The sequence below is a fragment of the Desulfosarcina sp. BuS5 genome, from assembly GCF_028752835.1.
Taxonomy (GTDB): domain Bacteria; phylum Desulfobacterota; class Desulfobacteria; order Desulfobacterales; family BuS5; genus BuS5.
This window is the reverse complement of the sequence record NZ_CP087952.1, coordinates 2,548,039-2,573,329: the sequence shown is the minus strand read 5'-3', so window position 1 is coordinate 2,573,329 and position 25,291 is coordinate 2,548,039. Positions and strand designations below refer to the sequence as shown.

General features: G+C 40.1%; 28 protein-coding genes. 17 read left to right on the top strand and 11 right to left on the bottom strand.

Annotation, left to right across the window (positions count from 1 at the left end; translation table 11 throughout):
* The first annotated feature begins 26 nt into the window (after window positions 1–26).
* The gene (locus BuS5_RS12630) at window positions 27–1,397 is read left to right on the top strand and encodes a hypothetical protein (RefSeq protein ID WP_274427705.1); all 1,371 of its coding nucleotides are present in this window, start codon (window positions 27–29) and stop codon (window positions 1,395–1,397) included.
* 133 nt (window positions 1,398–1,530) lie between these two features.
* Here BuS5_RS12630 and BuS5_RS12625 read toward each other — a convergent pair whose 3' ends face one another.
* Window positions 1,531–1,680 carry a hypothetical protein gene (locus tag BuS5_RS12625; protein ID WP_274427704.1) on the bottom strand — a complete coding sequence of 50 codons (150 nt, stop codon included), beginning with the start codon at window positions 1,678–1,680 and terminating at the stop codon, window positions 1,531–1,533.
* Window positions 1,681–2,142: 462 nt separating this feature from the next.
* Here BuS5_RS12625 and BuS5_RS12620 point away from each other — a divergent pair, with 462 nt between their 5' ends.
* On the top strand, window positions 2,143–2,703 hold the full coding sequence (locus BuS5_RS12620) for a hypothetical protein (RefSeq protein WP_027355160.1): 561 nt from the start codon (window positions 2,143–2,145) through the stop codon (window positions 2,701–2,703).
* A 252-nt stretch (window positions 2,704–2,955) separates the two neighbouring features.
* Here BuS5_RS12620 and BuS5_RS12615 read toward each other — a convergent pair whose 3' ends face one another.
* Window positions 2,956–3,897, bottom strand: a complete 942-nt coding sequence (locus BuS5_RS12615; RefSeq protein ID WP_274427703.1) for a transposase — start codon at window positions 3,895–3,897, stop codon at window positions 2,956–2,958.
* Between the two features lie 128 nt (window positions 3,898–4,025).
* Between BuS5_RS12615 and BuS5_RS12610 the strand changes: the two genes are divergently transcribed.
* Complete coding sequence (locus tag BuS5_RS12610; RefSeq protein WP_274427660.1) at window positions 4,026–5,438, top strand: transposase; 1,413 nt, start codon at window positions 4,026–4,028, stop codon at window positions 5,436–5,438.
* 21 nt (window positions 5,439–5,459) lie between these two features.
* On the opposite strand, the gene BuS5_RS12605 is transcribed toward BuS5_RS12610, so the two are convergent.
* The gene (locus BuS5_RS12605) at window positions 5,460–5,924 is read right to left on the bottom strand and encodes a hypothetical protein (protein WP_274427701.1); all 465 of its coding nucleotides are present in this window, start codon (window positions 5,922–5,924) and stop codon (window positions 5,460–5,462) included.
* A gap of 114 nt (window positions 5,925–6,038) precedes the next feature.
* Between BuS5_RS12605 and BuS5_RS12600 the strand changes: the two genes are divergently transcribed.
* Entirely contained in the window at window positions 6,039–6,761 is a 723-nt protein-coding gene (locus tag BuS5_RS12600; protein ID WP_198012319.1) for a thermonuclease family protein, read from the top strand.
* A 448-nt stretch (window positions 6,762–7,209) separates the two neighbouring features.
* On the opposite strand, the gene BuS5_RS12595 is transcribed toward BuS5_RS12600, so the two are convergent.
* Window positions 7,210–8,001, bottom strand: coding sequence for an HD domain-containing protein (locus tag BuS5_RS12595; protein WP_027354874.1), 792 nt, complete (start codon window positions 7,999–8,001; stop codon window positions 7,210–7,212).
* A 148-nt stretch (window positions 8,002–8,149) separates the two neighbouring features.
* Between BuS5_RS12595 and hisI the strand changes: the two genes are divergently transcribed.
* The 9 genes from hisI to BuS5_RS12550 all read left to right on the top strand — a co-directional run bounded on the left by hisI (window position 8,150) and on the right by BuS5_RS12550 (window position 13,601).
* Window positions 8,150–8,527, top strand: coding sequence for a phosphoribosyl-AMP cyclohydrolase (gene hisI / locus BuS5_RS12590; RefSeq protein WP_027354873.1), 378 nt, complete (start codon window positions 8,150–8,152; stop codon window positions 8,525–8,527).
* Window positions 8,524–9,399, top strand: coding sequence for an ATP phosphoribosyltransferase (hisG, locus tag BuS5_RS12585; protein ID WP_027354872.1), 876 nt, complete (start codon window positions 8,524–8,526; stop codon window positions 9,397–9,399). Before hisI ends, hisG begins: the two co-directional genes overlap by 4 nt.
* Before the next feature lie 38 nt (window positions 9,400–9,437).
* Window positions 9,438–10,052 carry a ribosome biogenesis GTP-binding protein YihA/YsxC gene (gene yihA, locus BuS5_RS12580; protein WP_027354871.1) on the top strand — a complete coding sequence of 205 codons (615 nt, stop codon included), beginning with the start codon at window positions 9,438–9,440 and terminating at the stop codon, window positions 10,050–10,052.
* Between the two features lie 41 nt (window positions 10,053–10,093).
* On the top strand, window positions 10,094–10,384 hold the full coding sequence (locus tag BuS5_RS12575) for an AtpZ/AtpI family protein (RefSeq protein ID WP_035266342.1): 291 nt from the start codon (window positions 10,094–10,096) through the stop codon (window positions 10,382–10,384).
* On the top strand, window positions 10,384–10,761 hold the full coding sequence (locus BuS5_RS12570; RefSeq protein ID WP_027354870.1) for an ATP synthase subunit I: 378 nt from the start codon (window positions 10,384–10,386) through the stop codon (window positions 10,759–10,761). Before BuS5_RS12575 ends, BuS5_RS12570 begins: the two co-directional genes overlap by 1 nt.
* A gap of 6 nt (window positions 10,762–10,767) precedes the next feature.
* The gene (gene atpB, locus BuS5_RS12565) at window positions 10,768–11,442 is read left to right on the top strand and encodes a F0F1 ATP synthase subunit A (protein ID WP_035266340.1); all 675 of its coding nucleotides are present in this window, start codon (window positions 10,768–10,770) and stop codon (window positions 11,440–11,442) included.
* 360 nt (window positions 11,443–11,802) lie between these two features.
* Entirely contained in the window at window positions 11,803–12,063 is a 261-nt protein-coding gene (gene atpE / locus BuS5_RS12560) for an ATP synthase F0 subunit C (RefSeq protein WP_274427700.1), read from the top strand.
* Between the two features lie 480 nt (window positions 12,064–12,543).
* Window positions 12,544–12,996 (top strand): ATP synthase F0 subunit B, encoded by a 453-nt coding sequence (locus BuS5_RS12555; RefSeq protein WP_198012318.1) that lies wholly within the window; start codon window positions 12,544–12,546, stop codon window positions 12,994–12,996.
* Window positions 12,996–13,601, top strand: a complete 606-nt coding sequence (locus BuS5_RS12550) for a F0F1 ATP synthase subunit B family protein (protein ID WP_027354866.1) — start codon at window positions 12,996–12,998, stop codon at window positions 13,599–13,601. Before BuS5_RS12555 ends, BuS5_RS12550 begins: the two co-directional genes overlap by 1 nt.
* A 409-nt stretch (window positions 13,602–14,010) precedes the next feature.
* On the opposite strand, the gene BuS5_RS12545 is transcribed toward BuS5_RS12550, so the two are convergent.
* From BuS5_RS12545 to BuS5_RS12535, 3 genes are read right to left on the bottom strand one after another with little or no spacing between them, the layout of a single operon-like run.
* Window positions 14,011–14,397: a type II toxin-antitoxin system VapC family toxin gene (locus BuS5_RS12545; RefSeq protein WP_027354865.1), complete on the bottom strand. Its 387-nt coding sequence runs from the start codon at window positions 14,395–14,397 to the stop codon at window positions 14,011–14,013.
* Window positions 14,394–14,675 carry a type II toxin-antitoxin system Phd/YefM family antitoxin gene (locus BuS5_RS12540; protein ID WP_274427699.1) on the bottom strand — a complete coding sequence of 94 codons (282 nt, stop codon included), beginning with the start codon at window positions 14,673–14,675 and terminating at the stop codon, window positions 14,394–14,396. The genes BuS5_RS12545 and BuS5_RS12540 overlap by 4 nt, the downstream gene beginning before the upstream one ends.
* Window positions 14,676–14,690: 15 nt before the next feature.
* Entirely contained in the window at window positions 14,691–16,052 is a 1,362-nt protein-coding gene (locus tag BuS5_RS12535; protein ID WP_274427698.1) for a transposase, read from the bottom strand.
* 149 nt (window positions 16,053–16,201) lie between these two features.
* Here BuS5_RS12535 and BuS5_RS12530 point away from each other — a divergent pair, with 149 nt between their 5' ends.
* Window positions 16,202–16,705, top strand: coding sequence for a peptidylprolyl isomerase (locus BuS5_RS12530; protein WP_027353497.1), 504 nt, complete (start codon window positions 16,202–16,204; stop codon window positions 16,703–16,705).
* A 90-nt stretch (window positions 16,706–16,795) separates the two neighbouring features.
* Here BuS5_RS12530 and BuS5_RS12525 read toward each other — a convergent pair whose 3' ends face one another.
* Window positions 16,796–19,681, bottom strand: a complete 2,886-nt coding sequence (locus BuS5_RS12525) for a M16 family metallopeptidase (RefSeq protein WP_198012210.1) — start codon at window positions 19,679–19,681, stop codon at window positions 16,796–16,798.
* A gap of 122 nt (window positions 19,682–19,803) precedes the next feature.
* Entirely contained in the window at window positions 19,804–20,178 is a 375-nt protein-coding gene (locus BuS5_RS12520; protein ID WP_027353498.1) for a hypothetical protein, read from the bottom strand.
* A gap of 341 nt (window positions 20,179–20,519) precedes the next feature.
* Between BuS5_RS12520 and glmM the strand changes: the two genes are divergently transcribed.
* The 3 genes from glmM to BuS5_RS12505 all read left to right on the top strand — a co-directional run bounded on the left by glmM (window position 20,520) and on the right by BuS5_RS12505 (window position 24,031).
* Entirely contained in the window at window positions 20,520–21,899 is a 1,380-nt protein-coding gene (gene glmM / locus BuS5_RS12515; RefSeq protein ID WP_027353499.1) for a phosphoglucosamine mutase, read from the top strand.
* A 25-nt stretch (window positions 21,900–21,924) separates the two neighbouring features.
* Window positions 21,925–23,022, top strand: a complete 1,098-nt coding sequence (locus BuS5_RS12510; protein ID WP_027353500.1) for a (Fe-S)-binding protein — start codon at window positions 21,925–21,927, stop codon at window positions 23,020–23,022.
* 295 nt (window positions 23,023–23,317) lie between these two features.
* Complete coding sequence (locus BuS5_RS12505) at window positions 23,318–24,031, top strand: enoyl-CoA hydratase (protein ID WP_027353501.1); 714 nt, start codon at window positions 23,318–23,320, stop codon at window positions 24,029–24,031.
* A gap of 18 nt (window positions 24,032–24,049) precedes the next feature.
* Here the strand turns inward: BuS5_RS12505 and BuS5_RS12500 are convergent, their stop codons facing one another.
* Window positions 24,050–24,367 (bottom strand): hypothetical protein, encoded by a 318-nt coding sequence (locus BuS5_RS12500; protein WP_027353502.1) that lies wholly within the window; start codon window positions 24,365–24,367, stop codon window positions 24,050–24,052.
* Complete coding sequence (locus BuS5_RS12495; protein WP_027353503.1) at window positions 24,342–25,259, bottom strand: hypothetical protein; 918 nt, start codon at window positions 25,257–25,259, stop codon at window positions 24,342–24,344. Before BuS5_RS12495 ends, BuS5_RS12500 begins: the two co-directional genes overlap by 26 nt.
* Window positions 25,260–25,291 lie beyond the last annotated feature (32 nt).

Below are 25,291 nucleotides of genomic sequence, written 5' to 3'. Positions count from 1 at the left end.
ACGTTGGATTCAGAGCAATATCAAGAATGTTTGGCATTTTACAAGCATACCTTGGGATAACCAAAATACCGTGCCCTCAAACGATCATTAACTGGGTCACCAGATATTCACTATCAAAAATCTGGAACTATAAAGGGCTTTCTTCTGTTTCTTTTGATATGGATAAGATTGTAAATGGTGCTATTTGGATGATAGATACCTCAATAGCATTGGGAGCTGGTAAAATTCTTGCTATTTTGGAGCTTAGAACTGATCATTTTAAAAATCATGAAGGTGCTCCAACTCTTGAAAACATCAATTGTGTAGCAATTTCAGTGGCGAAATCATGGACTGGAGAATCCATTGCAAATTTTTTACAAAAGGTGATTCTCATCACCGGAAAACCTGCTGCATATTTGAAAGACGGAGGAATGGACCTCATGAAAGGTGTCAGACTCCTAAATGAAAGAGGATTTTCAAGTTTCTCCATTGATGATATTTCTCATGTTGTTGCCAATCTATTAAAAAAAGAATATACAAAACATCCTTCGTATGACTGTTTTATCTCTGCTTGCGGACAAGCCTCAAAAAAATTTAAGCAAACAGTACTTGCATTTTTTGCACCCCCAAAGGTTTCGACAAAAGCTCGATTCATGAATATTCATCGAATGGTGAAATGGGCTGAAATGGTTCTTAAGCACTCACCACGGGGGCGAGTTTCAAAGGACTCTGTAGTTTCAAAACTTAGGAATTATCTTGGTAAACTTCCTGAATATAAACAGTTTATCAAGCGATTTCTTCGTGATGCATCTCCTCTTTTAAAAAGCCAGGAAATTCTTAAAGCTCAAGGCTTGAATATGAAAACCTACAAAGAGTGCAAAGAACTTTTAAAAAATATCCCTCAAAGCTCTCAAGTACGTATCGGTTTTATTACCTGGATGGAAAAACAATTAATAGTCGCTGAATCATTGGGCATGGGCAATACTGGAATGCCTATTTGTTCTGATAATATTGAATCCCTGTTTGGACTTGGTAAAACACATGGTACAGGAGAAGTAAAAGATGCAAACCGAATTGCACTTCGTTTACCGGCTTTTTGCGGATCTGTGAATAGAGAATCCGTTCGGATGGCAATGGGCGTTACAGTAAAGGAACAACAGGAAGTTGAAAATAAGTTGTTGTCTTTAACTCGGCAGCGCCGAAAAATTTTACCAACCCCCGGAAGCCTTACAGATAGTTTGTCAACTGAGTTTGACTGTGGTTTAACTCTTCTACCGGTGCCAAAAAATGATGAAAAATCAAAAGATGTAACTGATATTACAGCAAATTTTGAACAATTAGGTGGGCCCGTAAATAAGTTTACAAAACAACCTTATGCGCCCAATAATGCTGAATATAATAACCGTGCCGCAGCTTAATAAGCATTTGTTTGACCACATTCAAATATAAATAATGGGTATTATCAACATGTTAATGCTTTGTTTATAAATGGAGCAAATTGACATACATAACTTATATTCTGAAGGGGGGGCCAAATCCTGAGCAAGCTAATTATGGGGATTTAGACACCCCAGCCTTGATTCCTTCTTCGATGCTGGGACTCAATGCTTTGGCTATATCTTTATCACGAGAGAACCGGAGTCTAATCGACTCGGGCAGAACTCGCATTACATCTTTTGCAAGAAGTTTGTAATTGTCCAACCGCTCTTTAAGTTGATAAATTTGGGTTTTCTCATGGCCAAAAAGAAGCCACCGCAGCCTGTCTAAATCAGCATTTTTCCTGTTCCTTTTATCTCCGGCTGTTTTGTTTGGGAAAGTTTTTTTTTGAAGATTCCGTCAAGACCATGGTCCTTTCAAGTAGAAAAACCGGTCCAAATAACCTGTAGACTTATAATTTGCTTGCCACTATCCCCTCCTTGCCGGTGCCGTGTTTATTATTATAAACCTTGGCGTATCAAAAGAAGGGTAAAAAAGCTTGACGAACGGCTTACCTATGAAATATGGCTATCAAAGGAACTGGATTTTAAAATTTGTCACAAGGGAAGAGGGAGTAGGGGTTCAAAATCTTGAACCCCTACTCCGACGACCGGTAACGCAGTGAAATTATTTATGTGACAATCTATAGTTATTTTATTAACGGTTTGATGAGAAGGGGGGGGGGAAATGGATTTTAAAAAGCATTTCATGACGGCATGGAAATCGACCTTGGAGTTTATTGTGCCTTTAATATTAATGACCTTGGTGATGATTGTCGTTTCTGTTGTTACCATTGGTATTCTGGCCCCAGTAACAATGGCTGGATACATGCAGTCTATTCTTTTGATGGTGAGGGATCGCCGTGAACCCAAAATACAGGATCTCTTTTCGGAGATGAGGTTATTCTTTCCATTGTTATTATTTGGAATTATTGCATGTATAATCACCTATATCGGCTTCATGCTTCTCTTTCTCCCCGGTCTGCTTGTTTTAATAGCATTGGCCTTTTGTTGCCTCTACATGTTGCCGCTTATGATCGATAAAAGATTGGGTATTATCGAAGCGATCAAGGAAAGTTACAGAATGGCCGTTAATGGTAATATAGTTGAACACATCATCGTTGCTGTTCTATTCTTTGGCATCTCAGCCATTGGAAGTTCATTTTTACTCGGGTCGCTTTTTACACAACCCCTGGCCACAATTTTTTTACTTTCGGTTTATGATGAAAAAGTAAGGATCGGAGATTAAATAAATTGGACAAAGATTATGAAGGATTTTGGTTCATCTGCAAGGCGCATTAAAGGTTGAATACTCGAAGTATTCAACCTTTAATGCAACACAGCAGATGGGCCAAAAGACAAATAATATTATTCAAGTTATTTAATTTGCGATCCTAAGTTAGGAACGAGGACGCAAACAAAAGAGATAGAACAAGACCATCAGATAATTGAAACTTAAACTCGATGTTCAAGTTTTTGATGATGAACTTGCCAAAAGCACTTAGCAAGGACAATATTTACGTGATAGAGAAGGTGTTGGCCCCAATCTACCTATAGTTCTTCCGCTCATATGTTTTCCCGATGGCATAAGTCGGAAAACTTTTTTGATAACTTGGCCCATTTCTTTAAGTTTTTCACCGGGATCTTGTTGTTGCAGCAAAGATTTGACACATTCCATCAAAACATCCATTTGAGTTTTTCTTTGCAGACTTCCCACGGTAAACACGGGAGTTTTGTTCTCTATGCAGGCCTCCTGCTCAGGGTGAAGGAGGAGGCAATGGTCTAGCAACAGACTCAAGATCAGGCCTCGGCTTGATCCTTCTTCGTCATATTGTTTGGCCTCTTGTCCCCATCCTTCATAAAGCTTCCAGTCTTCAAAAAAAACCTCTACAAGCCATCTCAAAGAATATGCTTGAATAATGTCAACTGTGCGCCAACTCACATCAGTGGCAGCTAAGTAACGGTATTCATCTTCCCCTTCATATTTAAGAGCTATCACAAAAAGCACATTGCCATCGTGTGCATCAACCTTAAGGCGGGCACTGCTCACTGTTGCATTGACTTTTTCACCGCCTCGCACACGAATGGTGCAATTTACACCTTTGTTAATCATGTTGAAATAATCCGTAATTGTCTTTTTTTTACCTTTGTATCGTATATTTTGATTTGACTTTAATTGGCTGATAATTTGCACTCCTCCCAAAATATTAGAGGCTCCATTCATAAATTCTTTTGAACCGTATAAAGCGTCAGCCAATACACATTTAACAGTAATTTTAGGATAATATTTTTTAAAATTCTCAAGTAAGAGCAGGGCTAATTGAATTTTTTTCGGATACTCAGGGTTAAATGCTGGTTTGACAGGACGCTTACTCTTCGGGAGTCCCTTTTTTTTCAATCTCTCTTCTTCTTTTTTCCAGGCACTAACAACTGGATCAGGCATGTAAAACTTAAAACCAATAGGTACGGTTATACTCGATGATCAAGTTTTTATGATTAGCTAAATTTAAAGTTTGATAGTATAATCACGACCATTAAAAATATTAACAACTTTGAAAGAGCCCATTCATAATGCTATTAACTGAATCTGCACCATTTATCAAACAGTACATTGAAGATCTCAACAATAGCCTGGAGCAATACCAACCTAGTGCGGGATTAACATTTACCCAGAAAGCATGGCTAAGCTTTTGTCTTACCGGTATATTAATGGTAAATGCTGTATGTTGGGCAAAATTTGAACGGGCGAGTCTGGGCAATTATAAATTAGCAGCTCTATCTTGGATGTTTCGTAAGGGTAAGATTTCATGGGACAATTTACTTGTTGGAAGCGTCAGGCGTATTTTGAAAAAATATGGTATCACAAATGGTGTAATTGTTTTTGATGAGTCTGATCGTGCCCGTTCTAAGAATACAAAGCGAATATACAAGGCTCATAAGCAAAAACACAAAGCAAGCGGAGGTTATGTTAATGGGCAAACAGTTGTTTTGCTTCTTTTGGTCACAGACTCTATAACCGTACCTATTGGTTTTAAGTTTTACATGCCTGATCCAGTTGTTAGTGCCTGGAAAAAAGAAGAAGAGAGATTGAAAAAAAAGGGACTCCCGAAGAATAAGCGTCCTGTCAAACCAGCATTTAACCCTGAGTACCCGAAAAAAATTCAATTAGCCCTGCTCTTACTTGAAAATTTTAAAGAATATTATCCTAAAATTACTGTTAAATGTGTATTGGCTGACGCTTTATACGGTTCAAAAGAATTTATGAATGGAGCCTCTAATATTTTGGGAGGAGTGCAAGTTATCAGCCAATTAAAGTCAAATCAAAATATACGGTACAAAGGTAAAAAAAAGACAATTACGGATTATTTCAACATGATTAACAAAGGTGTAAATTGCACCATTCGTGTGCGAGGCGGTGAAAAAGTCAATGCAACAGTGAGCAGTGCCCGCCTTAAGGTTGATGCACACGATGGCAATGTGCTTTTTGTGATAGCTCTTAAATATGAAGGGGAAGATGAATACCGTTACTTAGCTGCCACTGATGTGAGTTGGCGCACAGTTGACATTATTCAAGCATATTCTTTGAGATGGCTTGTAGAGGTTTTTTTTGAAGACTGGAAGCTTTATGAAGGATGGGGACAAGAGGCCAAACAATATGACGAAGAAGGATCAAGCCGAGGCCTGATCTTGAGTCTGTTGCTAGACCATTGCCTCCTCCTTCACCCTGAGCAAAAGGCCTGCATAGAGAACAAAACTCCCGTGTTTACCGTGGGAAGTCTACAAAAAAGAGCTCAAATGGATGTTTTGATGGAATGTGTCAAATTTTTGCTGCAACAACAAGATCCCGGTGAAAAGCTTAAAGAAATGGGGCAAGTTATCAAAAAAGTTTTCCGACTTATGCCATCGGGAAAACATATGAGCGGAAGAACCATAGGTAGATTGGAGCCAACACCCTCTCTATCACGTAAATATTGTCCTTGCTAAGTGCTTTTGGCAAGTTCGTCATCAAAAACTTGAACATCGAGTTATAGAGTCTGTGACCAAAAGAAGCAAAACAACTGTTTGCCCATTAACATAACCTCCGCTTGCTTTGTGTTTTTGCTTATGAGCCTTGTATATTCGCTTTGTATTCTTAGAACGGGCACGATCAGACTCATCAAAAACAATTACACCATTTGTGATACCATATTTTTTCAAAATACGCCTGACGCTTCCAACAAGTAAATTGTCCCATGAAATCTTACCCTTACGAAACATCCAAGATAGAGCTGCTAATTTATAATTGCCCAGACTCGCCCGTTCAAATTTTGCCCAACATACAGCATTTACCATTAATATACCGGTAAGACAAAAGCTTAGCCATGCTTTCTGGGTAAATGTTAATCCCGCACCAGGTTTGTATTGCTCCAGGCTATTGTTGAGATCTTCAATGTACTGTTTGATAAATGGTGCAGATTCAGTTAATAGCATTATGAATGGACTCTTTCAAAATTATTAATATTTTTCAATGGCCGTGATTATACTCTCAAGCTTAAAATTTAGCTAATCATAAAAACTTGATCATCGAGTTAAAGGGAGGGGCGTATGACTGGAACAACGATTGAAGGGCTCAAGCTCATTAAGGTAGTTGATGGCGACACTATTAAGGTTGAGTTAAATGGCGAAGTGGAGTCATTACGCCTTTGCTGCCTCGATACCGAGGAAAGTTGGCCCGGTGGGTCGAAGCCGGTGACTAGGGCCGGAATACTTGCTTCAAAACGAGCCAAGGAATATTTCGGTACCGCTCAGGATGGGTTTCCATCAGGGGAGATCAGGGTCGATATTGAGTTCGATACTAACGATCCTCTGCCGGAATGTTTGAAGAAACATCGGGGTAATTACGGTCGATTGCTTTGCTATGTAAATAAAAACTGCGAGAACTATAATTTAAATATGGTAAAAGAGGGGTGGAGTCCATATTTTGTAAAGTACGGTCGTTCGCGCTATTATCACTCGGAGTTTCTGGAAGCCGAAAAAGAAGCCCAATCAAAGAATATAGCAATATGGGATCCTGTGACGAATGCTTCCGGGAACAAGCGTGAATACAAAATATTAATTCCGTGGTGGCATCTCCGTGAAAGTATTATTCAGGATTATCGTAAATTCGGCATACAAAGGGGAGTGCAGTCTGTACGTGTTGATTATGACGACATTGTCGAGGCAGCAAAAACCGGCAGCTCAATAACAGTATTTTGTGACCTGCAGGGTTGGTATAAACAAACGACCGGGCAACGGAGCTTTGATTTATGCCGGTTCAATCAAACATAAGTTCAATCTTTGGATTCCGGATCGGGAATCAGCACAGTCCGGAAACATTCTGAATTTGATCGAAAAACGATACGCCGGCCAGGGGCGTGGCTATGTTTACGTATCTGGAAAAGCAAGTCTTTATCCTCCGAGCGAGAGGGGGAAGCCGCAAATCGAGCTTACAAGTGTCGAACAACTTTCTGATTTACCTCACGGCATGTAAGCATACTATAGATTTCAGATAATCAGTGCTTGAACGAAAACTAAAAACAGATACTATTTCGGGTATTTAAACATTATTCAAGAAACGAAGATTTTCGAAAAGCTGTTAGCATTTAGCCGTTAGCTATTGGCTCAAGGAACTATCTGTTTGATTTTAAAAGCTAACAGCTAAAAGCTAACGGCTCAAAAACTTCACTTTGAAAAATACCTTTAACCTACCGAAAATATGACAATTTTAGCTTTTCGTTCAGTCACTAACTAAGGCCATTCTATGAACATAATCCTGAGCCTCTTGTACCGCTTCATGGATTTCTTTCGACTCCGGAAGGGTGATTTTTATTAATTCCAGATAATTACGTTTTTGAACAGCTTTAAAAGAAGGTGCAAAATTAAGATCAAACACCCAGCTTATCTGTAGCAGCTTAAAATCATTCAATGTTTTTATGTCTTCTATTTTCACGATTCTATGATCGTGTAGCGGTATAATAACTTTTTTTGAACATACCGGATCATCCGGAAGCCCCAACTCTATAGTTGTACTTCTTTTTTTATTTTTATTGCTATAATAGTCAGTGACAACTTTCCAGATATCAAGTTTATCGGCATCCCTAAGCAGGCGCATAAAAAAAAGAGTGTTTTTATCCTCATATTCCGGAATTGCCGCGGCATTATGATAAGCTATTGATTTTGATATTAAACGTTTTGTATCGGTTGAACATACTGATAAAACCCTGTTTACTCCAAGTTGATTCAGACCAAGCCTGGCATGGTTTACCGACTGTAAATCATTAAAGGTTCCGTAAAGGGCATATTGTTTAAACCTGCCGATATCATGGAATAAAGCCATTGTTTCAGCACATATAAGATCCTGCTCCGGCAAGTGCAATGCTGTTCCGAGCATGACTATATTACGGCATACTCTCAGGGTATGTTCTTTTTTCAGAAGCATAATGGAGTTGTTGTCTGTATTTCCCGTTAAATAGCCTGAAACATAATCATTAAACCACAGCTTAAAATGATCGAGTTTTTTTCTATCCATTTTTTTGCTCCTTTTTTTTAAAAAAATTGACTTTACTCAAAATAATATCTAACCTAACAGGTTTGAGTACAATAAATCTATAATAATGATTAACTCTTTATAAATTTTTGATAAACTTTTTAACGAAAAAATAAGGATCATGATTATAATGATCAAGCTTGATTTTAACAAAAACAATGGATTGCTTCCTGTTATTACGCAGGATTATGAAACCGGAGAAGTTTTGATGCTGGGATATATGAATCAGGAGGCCTGGGAAGCCACCATCTCTTCCGGAAAAGCCACATACTTTAGTCGCAGCCGCCAATCACTCTGGGTCAAAGGCGAAACTTCCGGAAACTTGCAGATTGTAAAGGATATAAGGATAGATTGTGACGAGGATACTGTGCTTTTAAAGGTTGAACAGATCGGAGGCGCGGCATGTCATAAAGGTTACAGATCCTGTTTTTTTAGAAAAGTTGAAGACGGTTCTCTTACGACTATTGGAAAGCCGATATTTAATCCTGATGAGGTATATAAAAAATGAAAAAACCATTAAAGCTGGGAATCCCTAAAGGTAGTTTGCAGAATGCAACTATTGCCCTGTTTAAACGTTCCGGTTGGGAGATAAATGTAAGCGGGAGAAGCTATTTCCCTGAAATTAACGACAATGAAATTGAATGCGCAATATGCAGGGCCCAGGAAATGTCCCGTTACGTTCACAGCGGAACTCTCGATGCAGGTCTTACAGGCAAAGACTGGATAGCTGAAAACGCATCCGATGTCCATGTTGTTGAGGATCTGGTATACTCCAAGGTAAGCGCCAGGCCTGCAAGATGGGTTTTGGCGGTTCCATATAATTCGGAGATTAAAGAGCTTAAAGATCTTGAAGGGAAGAAGATCGCCACTGAATTAGTCGAGTTTACCAAAAAATATTTTTCAGATAGAAATATTAATGTATGCGTTGAATTCTCATGGGGCGCCACAGAAGCAAAGGTGGTTTCAGGACTTGCCGATGCCATAGTCGAGGTTACGGAGACGGAGAGCACCATAAGAGCCCACGGTCTCAAAATTTTACATGAAATTATGAAGACCAATACCCAGCTTATTGTAAACCATAAAGCATGGCAGGATTCTGAAAAAAGAGAAAAAATTGAGCAGATAGCCCTGCTGCTTAAAGGCGCACTCCGCGGAGAAAAACTTGTGGGTCTGAAAATGAACGTCTCCAACGCTGCCTTGGAAAAAATAGTATCCATGCTCCCCAGTCTTAACGCGCCGACAGTCTCTCCGCTTTACCAGACAGACTGGTTTTCAGTGGAAACAGTGGTAAAATCCGACATTGTGAGGGAACTTATACCGCACCTGTTGAAAACCGGCGCTGAAGGTATTATTGAGTATCCACTGAATAAGGTCGTGTGACAATCTATATGAACCGTCAAATGTAAACGATTATAAACGTGATAATAAAATCATCCGAATTCATTACAAGCGCAGTCAAACCATCCCAGTATCCCCAGACCGGTTTACCTGAAATAGCATTTGCCGGACGCTCCAATGTAGGTAAATCCTCTCTGATTAATAGAGTGATCAACAGGAAGCGCCTTGTTAAAACAAGTTCCACGCCCGGACGTACCCAGCTTGTTAATTTTTTTATGGTTAACAGCGCCTTTCTTTTTGTTGATCTTCCCGGCTACGGATATGCAAAAGTTCCGGCATCCGTAAAAAAAACCTGGGGCCCGATGATTGAAACATATCTTTCAACAAGAGAAACCCTGCTCGGTGTGGTCTTATTGATGGATTTGCGCCGCATTCCCGGGCTTGAGGAACTGAATTTTATCAACTGGCTTAATCATTATGACATTCCAGCCATACTTGTCCTTACAAAAGCCGATAAGCTTTCCAAAACAAAACAGATAAAACAGATCCTTGCAATATCAAAAACGCTTTCTATGGATAAGGGTGACCTGGTTCTATTTTCCGCAAAGACAAATTTGGGTAACGAGAGACTCCGGAATGAAATAGAGAACTTGTTGAGCCCTCAGTTAGCAATATATTCTATTGACACATCTTGATCTTTTTTATAGTTAATCACCATAGAAACAAACTATGCAACATGACTCATAAGAAAAAACGATTTTTCAGCTATAAAAAAAACAGCGAGATTGCAGAGAATATGGGAATTGTTATGCAGCTTGGCCTTACGATGGCAGGTTGTATAATTTTCTGTTTTTTTATCGGCCTTTACCTTGATAAATGGCTTGGCACAAAGGGTGTTTTTGTTACGGTTTTTATTATTCTGGGTGTGATCGGCGGCGCTAATACAGCTTATAGGCAGATACTTGAGATCACTGAAAGTAATAAAGAGGATGAACCGAACAAAACAAATAGGAACCAGCAAAAATAGTGGAAGAGATAAGGCAGTTTAAGAAACGATATTGCTCTGGAGCTATAATTAATGGACTAATCGCAGGCACTGGTTTTATAATGTTTGGTTTTAAATCATTCGGTAAGGGTCTTATCCTTGGGACATTATTCAGTATTTTAAATTTTATTTTACTTAATGAGATGATCTCAATGAAATTAGGAGTTACCCAAGCTAAACTTATATTGTTGGCTATCTGCTCCGCATGTTTTCGATATATAATTTTAGCTTTTCCGTTGATTTTATCTATTAAAATGGAACAGTTTAATTTTATCGCAGTTATCTTTGGTATTTTTGCAGTTCAAATTGTGATTCTTGTCGATACTTTATTTGTTAAACCCCCAAAAAGACAGGCTTAAAAGATTATGGAAGATTTGGGAAAAATTCATCAGCTTATTGTGCCTTTTTATGGGCACAACCTGGTATTTAACGTTGAACCAATCATTATGTCATGGATAGTAATTTTTTGTCTTCTTATTTTTGGATTTTTGACAGTTAGAAGAAAGAATATTTTACCAGGGCCTTTTCAGGTTGTTGGGGAGCTATTCGTTGAACAGTTATACAACCTTACAGAGGATGCACTTGACCGTGAGAAGGCAAAAACATATGCGCCTCTTGTCTGTGCGCTTTTTATGTTTCTTCTGTTTTCAAACTGGCTTGGAATTATTCCGCATCTTGATGAACCTACAAAGGACCTTAATACTCCGTTAAGTTTAGGTCTAATGGGTTTTTGTATTGCTCATTATGCCGGAATAAAAGCAAAAGGTATAAAAAAATATATCAGTGGTTATTTTCAACCATTTGTTTTTATGCTTCCACTGAATTTAATCGGGGAATTGGCCAAGGTTGTTTCAATCTCTTTCCGTTTATTTGGAAATGTTATGGGTGGCTCCATTATTATTTTGGTGATTTCATATCTTACATACAGCTTGCTGCTTCCTCCTTTTTTGAATGCTTTTTTCGGTCTTTTTGTGGGCACTATTCAGGCCTTTGTTTTTACAATCCTGACTGTTGTTTATATTTCGGTACAGGTTAGATAGTGGCAGATATTAGATCATATGCAAAAACATCTATCTGTGAGATGCAATATTTTTAAACGAGCCCCTAATATTATGGCATTTTATCAGGTTTGCGGTTTTGTAGCTGATACATAGACCTGTAAAAAAGAAAAGGTATTTTATCATAAAAAATTAGATTCGTATCAAGAAATATTGATACCATAAAAGCAATATTCCCGCTAAATTTAAATTTTTCAAAGAATTATTTTTTGAAAAATTGAGTATATGAAACTATGAATAGAGGAATTTTATCAATTTATAAAATGAACGCGCTAAGAGCTGTTTCATTTTTTATATCTTGTTGTGCCGGCAGGGCATGACATTATTAGCAAATAACAAATAATGGAGGCATGTATGGCTATCGAAGGTGTAGAAATTATAAAAGCTGCGGCTTATTTAGGCGCTGGCTTGGCAATGGGACTTGGTGCAATCGGCTCTGGTGTCGGTGAAGGTATGGCTGCCGCTAAAGCGTGTGAAGGTATAGCCAGGAATCCTGCTGAAGCAGGCCTGATCACAAGAACAATGCTCGTAGGGCAAGCTGTGACGGAATCGACAGGTATTTATGCGTTAGTTGTGGCATTGCTGCTTTTGTTTGTTGTTTAAGTTTTGTTTATTCGCTGTAAGCAATCTACTGTACTTTTCGGCCTATATATAGATTTTGAGATGATTAGTGACTGAACGGAAATTATTTAACTGATTGTTTTTAAGATATATTGTTGTTATTTTTGAAAACAAAGATTTTGACTTTTTATGAAGAATTGGCACTTCTTATTAGGAAAGCCGGGTTGAATAATTTAATTTTTTAAAATCTTAATTTCGAAAGTATTTATAACTACTTGTTTTATAAAACGTTTGAGAGTTTTCGTTCAAGCACTAATTATTTTCACAATGATAGAGAAATAAATTATAGGGAGGCGTACCAATAGTACGTCGACCTAATGTTTTGGCCGATAACGGAGTGAAATGGTTATGTGGAAATCTATAGAACTTATGAAAAAACTAGTGAAGTTAAAAGTGTTTCTATCGAATCTATACATACCAGTTTGTGTTTTGCTGTTTTTTTTTAGGGGAGTATAATTGGCAATGCAAATTATCAGCAATATAGCACTTCTTAGTATCAATGAGACCATGATTATCCAATTGGTTTCTTTTTTAATATTCGTTTTTCTGATTAACCGTATCATGTTTCAGCCTCTTTCAAGCGAGATGCGCAAAAGGGATGTTTATATCGATAATATCGGACAGGATATTATTAGCGCTCAGCAAAGTTTGGCTGATATAACTGTTCAGTTAAAAGAAGGGGAATCTAAAGCCAGAGAGGAAGCCTCGGCCATTAAAACAGAATTTGAACACAAGGGCACCTTAGAAGCTTCAGAGATTATAAAAGTGGCTATGGATGATGTTACGGCCATAAATGCTACAGCTGAAGCGGAAGTGAAGGCGGAAATTATTGAGGCAAGGAAATTTTTTAAAAAAGAATCCGAAGCCCTCGCCTTGGGAATTATGGAGAAAGTTCTGGACCGGAGGTTGGGTTAATGAAAAGCGCATATAGAATGAAGTGGGTATTTTATGCTTTTGTGGCCGGATTTGCTTTATTATTATTTGGCGATTTTGCTTTTGCATCTGAAAGCGCCAGTAGCTGGAGAAGTACATACGATTTGGTCCTTAGATGGATAAATTTCGGTATAATTGTATTCCTGCTGGTTAAATTCGGCAAAAAACCTTTGATGAATTTTTTGCATTCACGCAAAGAGTCTTTGGCCAGGGATATAGATTTGTTGGAAAAAGAAAAAAATAAGGCCAATCAGTCAATCAAAGAGGCCAAACAGCAGCTTGAGGAGAGCATCGGTCATTTTGCTGAGTTAAAGGAAAGAATAGTCAGGCAGGGCGCCAAGCAGAAGGACAAGATTATTGAAGATGCCCGCATACAGAGCGGATTAATGATAGAAGCGTCCAAACAAAAGGTGAAGGCAATTATTCAGAATGCAAAAAATTCTTTTCGTGCCGAACTTGTTGATGCCGCCTTTGACTTGGCCATGGAAAAGATTCCGGATGAGATTACAGATGAAGACAACCGGAAACTTTTAACCCAGTATATAGATCGTACATCTTCAATACTTCAGTCATCATCAAACAGATGAATAAAAGAAATATTTCCAATTTTTTTACGGCCTTCCCAGATATCTGCCATGAGATCTGTCTGGAAGTATTAAACACAACGTAACCGTTCACGAGCTTAAAATCAATACCTGGTCTACTATTTACTTAACTACCATTAAATATAGTGGTAGTTAAAAATTTTCGTCTTTTTTAATGAACCGTCCGTTTGCCTGATGCTTCAATGGTTAAAACCTGACGGAAAATTAAAATATATGTCGTGCCGCCGTGTTGCCATGTTGCGTACGTATGAAGATGGATTAATACACCTGCCTCCGTCTATTCGCGTCAAAACGCCTGTAAAAAATGCTCTACATCTGTCACCGCTCCACAATGCCTTTTTTCATTACTGTCAATCAATCAGAACAACTGCATTTTCAAATTGTCACAAAACTACCAGAGATTACGAATTGGATACTGAACGATAAGCGGATCAGGGGTAAGAATTGTTAATGAATGCTCAATGGCCTGACAAATAAGCATGCGATCAAAAGGATCTTTGTGGGTAGCCGGCAGTTTACATAGATGCAAGGTGTCTTGTTCTGTTAAATCCAGCGGGGCGACAAGGTGTCTTTTTCGCTCTTTGGGAATAAACTTATCAGGAGAAAGGGGAAGGAACAATTTCCCCAACCGATATTTTACATTGATTTCCCAAGCAGAAACAGCACTTAAATAGACTTCATTTTTCGGATCAGTAAAAGCTTTAATTGCATTTTTAGAAAGTTCCTCACTGCCTTTAGTTAACCAAAGAAAAGTACAGGTGTCGAGAAGCAGTTTCACAAGTCTTCTCCATTAAAAGCGGCAACAATATCATCCGGAAGAGGTTCAAAAAAAGCTTCGCTAATTTTGAAATCCGGATATTCTTTACCGGCTAGACCAATTGGACGTTTTTTGCTTGGGAGTGCCGTGATAGGTTTTATTTCAGCAATGGGTACATTTCGCTTGCATATAATTACGGTTTCACCCCTGCCGACCTTGGTGAGGTAACTTGAGAGATGAGTTTTTATTTCATTTATATTCTCAAGTTTTCGAAAAATAGTTCCTGTAAAAATTGGCATCTGGCATATTTTTTGCTATGCGGCCTTTTTCATAGGAGCAGCAACATCCCCATTAATAACAACTAACTCTTTGTATTTCTTACGATTGCGGTTCATGTTAGCCCTGCTGAATTCAACCAGTTTGTTAACGAAATCCTCATCGGATTGTACTCGCAAGACAAACGCTTCCAAATTTTCGTTTTGCGCTCGGCGAACTATTGAAGGAATCGTTAATGGTTCCTTTGGCAGTTTTCCAACAGTGCATTGCTTGTAATTCTCCAAATGGAGGAGGAAGTCAATCCAGGACACCAGGTACAACGCTAGTGTTGCGCCTTGTTCACTCCTGATAGTGGCTCCCTCCATATCGGACAACTGCTTTGCATTCTTGAAAAACTCCTCAATAACCCAGCGGTGGCTATAAACAGAAATGATTTTGGTGGCTTCCCAGGTGAGACAATTGGTGAGGAGATACTTGATGGTTTGAGTGGCAGGGTCGTGACTTTCAACTATTCGATGTTTGCCAGGTATGGCATTCAAGCGAACTGTTGAAGCCTTGGTTATGTAAAGTGCTTTTTCCTTTTGACCTGTTTCCGGGTCGGCAGGAAATCCACAACGAACAAAGGTTGTTATTTTTTCAAAATATTTTGCTAATCCAACAAGATCGTATTGATATTTTGCTAATCGTCCCTTTGGAGTTAACTTTGGTTCTTTGCATGATTCTCTTATCTTGAGATTAGCTTTTATCTCAAGCACATAGTCAAGATTAAGCCGATTAAGCTCCTTGATAAATGGCGATATTCCAAACCAGGAGTCGGCAAGAACAATACACTTTGGAAACCCTTTTAATATGGCCCACTCCATCATTTCTACTGCAAGATCATATTTGGTTATGCAGTCACACCGTTTACCGCGTTGCCAAGGCATAAGAGTACCGGTTCCCTTGTGATATACTCGAAAAGCAATGGGGAATTTGATAAGTGCCCCATCACTATAATAGAGGAAAACAATGCAAGTTGCTTTTAAATTGGTTCCAAGTGCATGATCGAACAATATGAAAACACCATGAATCCATTTACAAAATTTGGTATGATGTTTCATGGTATCATCTATGATGAAATAGCCATGAGAAATTTTGTATGTGTTGAGTGTCTGAAGCAAATAGAGCATTTGCAATTCATCTGTACAAATTTTTGCATTCGAAAAAAGATAGGAAAGTGTGCTCACTGCTTTCTCTTTCAGCAACATACAGCTAATTTCAGTAAGATGTAGACGTGACCCTAATATTAATGCTGTAGCAACCAAGGTAAAGTCATACATCTGGGCATTCGTCAGTGCGGGTTGAAGAAAAGAGAGACCACTTACAACAAAACCAAGCCGTTTGGCACATGGAATTTTCATTTGTTCTCCTTGATGTATATGTGAGAAAAAAATAAACCAAACTATTTTGACACGTTTTGTTAATTTTGTCTACTATTATTTTTCGAAAACTTGAGCAGAAATACTATCATAATTTTTTTTATCAACACTGAAGAAAAAAGGAGAACATCATGGAACTTGTTAAAGTCTTTCTTGACGTTGAGGCTGATGACGAATCATTAGGACGAATAGTGATTGAATTACGTACAGATATTGCTCCCAAAACAAGCGAGAACTTTCGTGCCTTGTGTACAGGTGAAAAGGGCTTTGGGTTCAAGGGTAGTACATTTCATAGGATCATACCGAATTTTATGCTTCAGGGTGGTGATTTTACCAATCATAATGGGACAGGTGGCAAGTCAATATACGGAAGCAAATTTGACGATGAAAATTTCACGCTCGGCCACACGAAGCCGGGGATTTTATCAATGGCAAATGCGGGTCCTAACACGAATGGCTCGCAATTCTTTATCACCACGATCGAAACTGCCTGGCTTGACGGCAAGCATGTGGTCTTTGGAGCGGTGACCGAAGGAATCGATGTGGTCAAGAGCATAGAGGCATTGGGATCATCGAGTGGAAAACCCTCGAAACATGTTAAAATCATAGATTGTGGTGAAATGTCAATAGACTAAAAGACTTTGCATTTTGCAGCAGGAGACTATTTTTTATCTAAACATATAAAAGCCCGGGGCGTTCCCCGGGCTTTTGTATAGTCTTACAGCTTATTGTACAGTTTCTTGTTTGGGGGGGGTTATAATAATTGTCGCAGCGTCGGTATTTTTCAGATATTTCACTGCCAGGTTTGAAATTTCGTCATCAGTAATTGAAGCATAATCTTTCATTATTGTCCTGCACCATTCCAACTGCTCGGGATGCCCGGCAGAACCTGAGAGGACCGTATTAAGCCAATAACCGTTTTTTTTCAACATATCCTTTATACTAGTGAGGGTAGGATCTACGGCGCGCTTCAGTTCTTCAGGGGTAACCCCCTTTTCGCATAATTCCGATACGATATTTTTGACCTCCTGCCGCACTAAATCGGTCTTGTCAGGACTGATATGTACAAACGCAAACAAAACACCATATCCGGGATAGGCCCGACTCGGACGATTATAGGCAAATGGTGAATAAGATACACCAAGCTTTTCTCTTATCTTTTCGCGAAGCCTTTCTGAAAAAACATCCGCCAGGACCGACAGACGGCGGGTCAAGCTTATATTCCATAAATCTGATGAAGGATATGCAACAACAACGAGAGCCTTGGGAATTTTTGTTTCCACCCTTAGTTCTAAATTGCGTGAAACCGGAAACAGAGGTTTGCTTGCCCTATCCGCCATCTTGACAGGATTCCTTTTTTTAAGTGCTCCTAAATATTTCCCTGCCAGCCTCTCCACCTCTTCAAGATTAAAATCACCGACAATAGAAAGCTCCATCTGTTCATTCTTTAAAGGTTTGTCAATCCATGACCGGATGTTATCCAAAGTCAAGGCATTGAAAGCTTCATAAGGCGGAAATCCGAAGCGTGTATCTCCGCCTGCCAGAAAACGGTTGCCGGAAAGGACCATGCTGCCGTCTATTGAATGGGAAAGAGATTTATAACTCTGGCCGAAACGTTCCTTGACAAGACGAAAAGCATCCTCCCTGTAACCTGGATCAATTATATGGGCATAAAGAAGCTGAAACAACAGCTCTATCTCCCCGGATGAAGAACTTCCGGTAAAAAAGAAATTGTCTTCGCTTATACCAAAAGAGATACTGGCCGTTTTGCCGGCAAGGGCGCGGTTAACTGACTCTTTGTCGAGTCTTCCCAGCCCGCTTTCATTTACTACATCTTCGCTTAGCAGGGCAAGTCCTGGCAGCTCAAGGGGTTCTGAGGATCTTCCGGAGCCGAAACTTAATTTTACTAAAACTTGGTTGGCCTTGAAATCGGTCCTCTTCATATTTAAACGCAGACCGTTTTTAAATTCTACCTGGACAATATTAAGTTCCGGCAACCTGGTGGTGGTTGCTGCTTTGCCGGGTTGGCCAGGTTCAGGGAGATATGGGAATACGACATCTTGCATTTCAACAGGCTTTTTCAGCTCCACACTGCTGCTTTTGTTAAAAGCATTAAGTATAATCTCCTCAGGCGAGGCATCATGTCCTGAGAGATCCGCATTGCCGGTTACTATGACAAGCCTGTGGTCATCAGCCCATGCCGCTTTTAAAGCATTGTGCACATCCTTTAGTGTAAGTTCGGAAACAACCGGGGTGTAGAGCAGTTTTATCTGCTCAGGAGACTGAAAAACCTGATTATTATTTAGAGCTCTGATAATGCTTCCCGCCAATATCCCGCTGTTGCGTGTAGAAGCCCTTTTGGCGGCATTATGGAAGGTGGCTATGTAATCTTTTTTTACTCTTTCAAGCTCGGATTTTGTAAATCCGTATTCCAATGCTCTTCTTAATGTCTGTTCCAGGAGAGACAAAGATTTACTCCAGCTTTCAGGACCGCACTTCGCGGTAATTTCGGTATATTCAACTTCATTGAGATAGGTTCCTGATCCGATAGATGCGGAAGTAAAAGGGGTATCAGGTTTGCTTACCAGTACATCTATTCTGTGCTGGATGATGCTGTCGGCAATATTACCGATAAGCTTCTTTTTCTGAAAAGCAAAAGAATCAGGATGGGGCAAAGCTTTATGCACCGTTTCTATGCTGACAGAGGTACTGCCCGACTCTTTTTCGTAATGATAAAAAGACTTGTTGCCTTTATGCTCTATCAATCCTGTATCAACATCAGTCCGTGCAGCAGCTCTATGTTTCAGCATAGAAAATTTTTCTTTAACAAGATTTGCGGCAACCTCCGGGTTGAAATCACCCACCATGATCAGGATTAATTTTTCAGGTCTGTACCAGGCATCATAGAATCCTTTTAATAATCCCCTATGAGCGTTTTTAATAATTTCCTCTTTACCTATGGGGAGTCTTCTCGAAATCATCGATTCAGGCAGTTCAAACTTCAAAGTTTCAACATAAGTACGATAAGACGCAGAATCGCGAGTTCTTTTTTCAGCAAGGATAACACCCATTTCTCTTTTGATCTCATCCTCTAAAAGAAATGCCCCTTCGGCATAATCTTTAATCACCACAAGTCCTTTTTCAAGGCTCTCTTTGTTTCCATCCGGCAAAAGAATATTATAAACAGTCTCATTAAAACCTGTATGCGCATTTGCATCAGCGCCGAATTTCATTCCGATGCTCTGAAAATATTTAACCAGTTCTCCAGGTTTGAAATGGGTTGAACCGCAAAAAAGTAAATGTTCAAGAAAATGAGCAAGTCCCTGTTCCTGATCAGTTTCATTCAATGATCCGGCAAGTACATCAAGGTGAATGTCGACCCTGTCTTTCGGCTCGGCATTTTTTAGAAGAACATACCTGAATCCATTGGGAAATCTGCCGTAAACAAGCCCGGGATCAGGAAGAAGATCGCTCTCCTCATGCGGCCATTTTGGAAGAGAAACAGCAATTATATCTGCTGAGTTGAAAGCATAAGACTGTTGAAGGGATGCTGCGCTCAAAAGGGAAAGTATAACAAAAAATAGTATTGAAAATCTTAAAGATCTATACATCAAGGACATAAATATACCTTATATACAGCAATTTATTCTTTTTAAATTATATATTTTTGCATTAATTTCAGTGCGTTACATGTTAAAATCTTCGATCGCCTTACTGTCGGGACGCCTCATTCCTACGCCTTAATATATATTCCACGTTCCTTAGGTTTGATCTTGCCTTTGTTGGTAAGTTTGAAAAGAGCATTGCTGAGTTGTTTAGGTTCCAGCCCGGTTTTTTCCCTGAGTTTGGGGATGGTAATCCCGTTTCTGGATTTCTTAATACTGTCAAACACCATATCAAGCATAGTTACTTTAGTAGTTCTATTCTTCTCCTGATCAGCTTTTTGTGTAACTCCTTTTTTGCTGCAGGATGATTTTTTTCCTGACTTTGAAAGGTCTTCGGCAAATTGAATCTGATCCATATATTCAGAAATCTGCTCAATCTGTTTAGAAAGATCAACAAGAGATCCGGACATCAATTTTAACTGCTTTTTTAATTCCCTAATCATAGCCTACCTCCATTAGGATTTTGGCAAGCGCCCATCCGGGAAGAGTTGGTTTTCCGTATGGCTTGATCCCAAACAAAATAAACTATTCCTGGACAAACGCCGGTTAAAAATTACTATAAAAAAGTTTTTTTTCTCTGCAAATACTACAAAAAGTTATATATCAATTTTAAAATGTCAACATAATCAATTTGCTTCAAAGATAATTCATTGACAAACAAGAATTTCTATACAAAAAGTAACAAGCGAATGTAATTAATTTAAAGTAAAACTTCATTCATGTGAAAGTGTTACAGGTTTGATAATTTTTTATAAATTAAATCTGGAGCTTAATAAAATTCATTATGGGAAAACTATTCGGCACAGACGGGATCAGGGGGGTCGCAAACAGATATCCGATCACGCCTGAAATGGCTTTAAAACTAGGCAGGGCAGCGGTTTCCATCTTCAGGAATCAGGAAAAAAATGGTAACAACATGTGCAGGATAGTGATCGGAAAGGATACCCGCCTGTCCGGGGATATGCTTGAATTTGCCATTGCTGCCGGTATCTGTTCAATGGGCGGTGAAGTTTACCTGGCCGGTGTGATTCCTACGCCCGGGGTTGCATTTTTAACGTCTTCAATCAATGCTGATGCGGGAATAGTTATATCCGCTTCTCACAATCCATATTATGATAATGGCATCAAATTTTTTAATAAAAAGGGATTCAAGCTCTCCGATGATATGGAAGCTGCAATTGAATCTGAAATTAAAAAGGCGGTCCTTGATGATACTGGTAACGCTTTTAAACAGGAGAATGTGATTCAGCCCGGAAGGGTTCATGATATTGAAAACCCGATAGCAAAATATGCTGATTTTCTAAAAAATACAATCAAAGGTATAAATCCCTTCCAGTCTATAAAGTTGGTGATCGACTGTTCAAATGGAGCAGCCAGCCAGGTTGCTCCCGAAGTTTTTAAAGGGCTTGGAGCGGATCCGGAAATAATTTTTGCCGAGCCTGACGGGAAAAATATAAATGATAATTGCGGTTCCCAGCATACCGGAACTCTTTGTAAAGCTGTAATGGAAAAAAAAGCAGACCTGGGGCTGGCCTTTGACGGAGACGGAGACAGGCTTATTGCTGTGGATGAAAAAGGGAAGGAGCTGACCGGTGATCAGATCCTGGCGATCTGTGCCGGGGATATGAAACAGAGAGGTTTGCTTAAGAATGATCTCCTTGTCAGCACGGTTATGAGCAACCTTGGACTCGGTATAGCCTTAAAAAAGATGGGTATAAAACATATCGCTTCACTGGTAGGCGACCGTTATGTAATGGAAGATATGATTGCCGGCGGAGCTGTGATAGGCGGCGAGGATTCCGGGCACATGATTTTTCTGGATCATCATACCACCGGCGATGGCATACTAAGCGCCCTGAGACTGATGGAAGCCATGCTGAATAATTCAAAGCCCCTGTCGGAGCTTGCTTCTGTTATGGATGTATTCCCCCAGGTTTTGCTTGGTGTGGAAGTTAAAGAAAAACCGGATATTAATACCATTCCTGAAATAGTCGATATAATAAAATCCGTGGAATCGGGTCTGGGAGAGCAGGGCAGGGTGCTTGTCAGGTATTCGGGCACACAGCCCCTTTGCCGGGTAATGGTGGAGGGCCCCACCATGGAGGATACCGAAAGGGATTGCCGTAAAATAGTCGAAGTCGTCAGAAGGATGCTTGGAGTATAATGATTGAGAGGTTTTGGTATTTGATATGAAAACAATACTTGAAGAAATCAAATCCTGTACTGACTGCGGACTCTGCGTGGAAGTTTGCCCCACGTATGCGATAACCGGTGAAGATCTGTTTTCTCCGATGCAGAGGCTGAAGACAGCGGGCTGGTTGTTTGATGGAGAAGCACTTGAACCACGCCTTATAGAAAGCCTGTATAACTGCCCTAAATGCATGCAGTGTGATGTGATTTGCCCGGAAGAAATTCAGATTACACGAGTAATACATAGCGCGCGCGAGGAACTCGCAAGGCGCGGCCTGGGACCGTTGGAGAGACAGAACAGCGTGATTAAGGGGATCATGCGTAAGGGTAATTCAGTAAATGGTGATCCGGCAAAAAGGCTGGAATGGCTGCCTGGGGAATTCCCAAAACACGAATCCGACACCCTTCTGTATCTGGGCTGTCTGCCTTCATTTCTATTAAAAGATGCTGCCGTTTCGACCTATCTGGCGCTGAAAAAGCTGGATCTTGACTTTATGATTCTGAAAGACGAGGGCTGCTGTGGTACATATCTGTATGAGTCCGGCAAAACGGATTTGGCCGGAGAATTCTTCGAAAAGAATCTGGAACGTTTCCGGGCCCTGGGGATTAAAAGGATTGTGGCGCCATGCAACGGTTGCCTGAAGTGCTTTAAATATTTTTATCCTGATCTGCTTGGGGAGACCGACATTTCGGTGCATCACGCGGTGGAAGTTATTTATGATCTGCTCAAGGATAATCCGGGCGTTTTAAAAAAGATTGAAAGGACTGCTGTTTATCAGGATTCCTGTCGTCTAGGGCGGGGCGAGGGGATTACTGAGGAGCCAAGGCGAATTCTTGACTGGTGCGGCCTTGAGCTGAAAGAGCTGAAAAATAATCGTGAGGATGCCCTTTGTTGCGGAGCCGGTGGAGGTATTCGATCTGTTTACAGAGACCTCTCACTGAAGATCGCAGCCGGCATGTTAAGAGAGGCCGAGACCGAATCGGTCATAAGCGCCTGCCCTTTCTGTGTTTTTAACTTAAACTATGCCTCTGCGAAGATGAAGCTTGGCAAGAATATAAAGTATTTTTCTGAATTTGTGCTGGAATCGCTCGAATAAGGTTGCAGGGAAATAGTGATTTAATAAGCGATGCTATTAAAGAGTTATCTCATGAGTCAAAAAAACAAAATAATAAATAGAAATAAAGAGACAGGCAATATCAAGCCGAAATGGCTGAAGCGCTTCCTGGAGAGATTGGCACGGGCAAACAGGAAATATCCGGGAACGGGCTGCCGTCATTGAAGTATAGATTCAAGAGGTGCCGGTGGCACTAGAAAATAAAAATTGTTAGTTTGCTTTTTTTTAAAGCTTTCACCTTCCATTCAAAATCATTTGTTTGAACAGGAGATAATTTATGGAAAAACCGGTAATTTGTGAATATGATAACGGGGTTGCGCTGCTAACCCTTAACAGGCCGGCCAGAAGCAACGCTATAACACAGGACCTTCTTATTCATCTTTATAATTATTTGGAAATGATAGTTAAAGATGACAATATCAGGGCGGTGATCATTACCGGTAAGGGGAAATCATTCTGTTCAGGGTTGGATCTGGGAGTATTGGACAAAGATAATTTTTTCGATCCCAGAAATGACGGGCTTGATTTTCCTGATATAATTTCTGCCTGCAAAAAACCGGTTATAGGCGCTATTAATGGCCCCGCAATCACCGGAGGCCTTGAATTGGCGCTGAATCTCGATTTCCTGATCGCATCCGAAAGAGCATTCTTTTCAGATACCCACGCCAGAGTCGGCATCCATCCAGGGTGGGGGATGTCCCAGCTCCTTCAGCAGGCTATAGGAGCTCGAATGGCGAAACAGGTTTCTTTGACATGCCAGCCAATTACAGCAGAGCAGGCTTTAAGGCTCGGGCTTGTCAATGAAGTAGTACCCCATGATGAACTTTTACCCCGTGCCAAAGAGATCGCTGGATATATTTTTGAAGGAAAGCCCGAGATGGTCTCGTTAATGATGGATCTTATCGAATATCGAAATCATACCACACTTAATGGTGCCTATTTCCACGAGCGGACCGGATTCAGGAAGTTTCTCGGTGAGTTTCAAAAATAGGGTTGCAATTTATGTTTACTATTCTTGGGCATAAATCTCATCTGTACAATATATTTCAACCTCTACCTGTAAAACATCTTTCGGTAGTTTAGCACGCACCTGTTCAGCCGGTTTGAACGTACTGATTTTTAGGCATGGATTTCCGTTTTTTCCAATTCCGAGACTTACTGAGTTCACACCATTTATGGCCATAAGTTGGGTGTCGTATTTTGCCCGTATCTTTTCGATTGCCTGAACATTTAATTCCATAATTTCGTCTTTATTTCTGACATATGGGCGACCCGAAAGCCGCCCGGTTTGTTTTACAGGATTAATAAATGTAGCAATATGGAACATAGAGATAGTTAGCCGCTCCTGTGGCGAAGTCAAGTTTTGCATATGAGCCGCTACCCCTAGCATAGGCATAAAGACCGATGGTGCATCTTATATAAGCCCAATCACCTCCGCCCAGCAGATAACTGGTATACATGTTACGATCAGCATCAAACCTCCTATTCACGTTGATGTTATCATCGCCCACGTTGAGTACGTCTATATTGTTCCATCCCTTCCAGTTATATTGATAAACGTTTGTCCATGCAGAAACCTTCACCCGTGCAAATTTTGAATTATACCATTTGTCATTCGCTTTGACTATATAAAATCCTCGAAAGCGAAAGTGCGGTCGTATGCTGTAAAATCTACTGGTCGACGGCTTGAACCAAAATCCAAAGTCTACCCATGCTTGAATTTTCCCAACTCCGGTGCCTGCAATGCCGGAACCTGCCCCTTTAGCCCAGACATACTTGTCTTTGCACCCCCCCCCTGATAGCAGCGTTTGGGTCGTTATGGATGATGCTCCGGTTAGCTTGTCTTGTGCATCATCATCTGAAAAATCGGCAACCCACGCCGGGGAAAGTACCAAAGCGTCCTGAGGCAGAAAGGCTTTCTCTATATCAAGTCCTATCGTGGCTTCAGATGGTTCTTGGGATAATTCGATCATTTTATCCTCAATGACCTTAAGTTCCACATCCACATCTGCACTGAGCTCCACATCAAGGGCTTCCATATTGGCAACTTTTATGCCGGCAGCCTCCATTGCTTTGATATCTTTCTGATAGTTTTCCTCCGCAAGTTTGGCTTCTGTTCGTTTCTGGGCAATTGCTTCGGCCATCTCTCGGGTACGCTCTTCAATAATTTGATTCGTTATGTACTTATGCAGTTCGGTTAAGTTATTTTTATTTTCCATTACGCCCTCCTTTTTATTTAAAACAATTTAAT

Bases quoted from the DNA above. Each gene is read 5' to 3' on its own strand.
- BuS5_RS12630 (WP_274427705.1), top strand. From the start codon at position 27: ATGTTTGGCATTTTACAAGCATACCTTGGGATAACCAAAATACCGTGC.
- BuS5_RS12620 (WP_027355160.1), top strand. From the start codon at position 2,143: ATGGATTTTAAAAAGCATTTCATGACGGCATGGAAATCGACCTTGGAG.
- BuS5_RS12615 (WP_274427703.1), bottom strand. From the start codon at position 3,897: ATGCCTGATCCAGTTGTTAGTGCCTGGAAAAAAGAAGAAGAGAGATTG.
- BuS5_RS12610 (WP_274427660.1), top strand. From the start codon at position 4,026: ATGCTATTAACTGAATCTGCACCATTTATCAAACAGTACATTGAAGAT.
- BuS5_RS12605 (WP_274427701.1), bottom strand. From the start codon at position 5,924: ATGCTATTAACTGAATCTGCACCATTTATCAAACAGTACATTGAAGAT.
- BuS5_RS12600 (WP_198012319.1), top strand. From the start codon at position 6,039: ATGACTGGAACAACGATTGAAGGGCTCAAGCTCATTAAGGTAGTTGAT.
- BuS5_RS12595 (WP_027354874.1), bottom strand. From the start codon at position 8,001: ATGGATAGAAAAAAACTCGATCATTTTAAGCTGTGGTTTAATGATTAT.
- hisI (WP_027354873.1), top strand. From the start codon at position 8,150: ATGATCAAGCTTGATTTTAACAAAAACAATGGATTGCTTCCTGTTATT.
- hisG (WP_027354872.1), top strand. From the start codon at position 8,524: ATGAAAAAACCATTAAAGCTGGGAATCCCTAAAGGTAGTTTGCAGAAT.
- BuS5_RS12575 (WP_035266342.1), top strand. From the start codon at position 10,094: ATGACTCATAAGAAAAAACGATTTTTCAGCTATAAAAAAAACAGCGAG.
- atpB (WP_035266340.1), top strand. From the start codon at position 10,768: ATGGAAGATTTGGGAAAAATTCATCAGCTTATTGTGCCTTTTTATGGG.
- atpE (WP_274427700.1), top strand. From the start codon at position 11,803: ATGGAGGCATGTATGGCTATCGAAGGTGTAGAAATTATAAAAGCTGCG.
- BuS5_RS12555 (WP_198012318.1), top strand. From the start codon at position 12,544: ATGCAAATTATCAGCAATATAGCACTTCTTAGTATCAATGAGACCATG.
- BuS5_RS12550 (WP_027354866.1), top strand. From the start codon at position 12,996: ATGAAAAGCGCATATAGAATGAAGTGGGTATTTTATGCTTTTGTGGCC.
- BuS5_RS12540 (WP_274427699.1), bottom strand. From the start codon at position 14,675: ATGCCAATTTTTACAGGAACTATTTTTCGAAAACTTGAGAATATAAAT.
- BuS5_RS12535 (WP_274427698.1), bottom strand. From the start codon at position 16,052: ATGAAAATTCCATGTGCCAAACGGCTTGGTTTTGTTGTAAGTGGTCTC.
- BuS5_RS12530 (WP_027353497.1), top strand. From the start codon at position 16,202: ATGGAACTTGTTAAAGTCTTTCTTGACGTTGAGGCTGATGACGAATCA.
- BuS5_RS12525 (WP_198012210.1), bottom strand. From the start codon at position 19,681: ATGTATAGATCTTTAAGATTTTCAATACTATTTTTTGTTATACTTTCC.
- BuS5_RS12520 (WP_027353498.1), bottom strand. From the start codon at position 20,178: ATGATTAGGGAATTAAAAAAGCAGTTAAAATTGATGTCCGGATCTCTT.
- glmM (WP_027353499.1), top strand. From the start codon at position 20,520: ATGGGAAAACTATTCGGCACAGACGGGATCAGGGGGGTCGCAAACAGA.
- BuS5_RS12510 (WP_027353500.1), top strand. From the start codon at position 21,925: ATGAAAACAATACTTGAAGAAATCAAATCCTGTACTGACTGCGGACTC.
- BuS5_RS12505 (WP_027353501.1), top strand. From the start codon at position 23,318: ATGGAAAAACCGGTAATTTGTGAATATGATAACGGGGTTGCGCTGCTA.
- BuS5_RS12500 (WP_027353502.1), bottom strand. From the start codon at position 24,367: ATGTTCCATATTGCTACATTTATTAATCCTGTAAAACAAACCGGGCGG.
- BuS5_RS12495 (WP_027353503.1), bottom strand. From the start codon at position 25,259: ATGGAAAATAAAAATAACTTAACCGAACTGCATAAGTACATAACGAAT.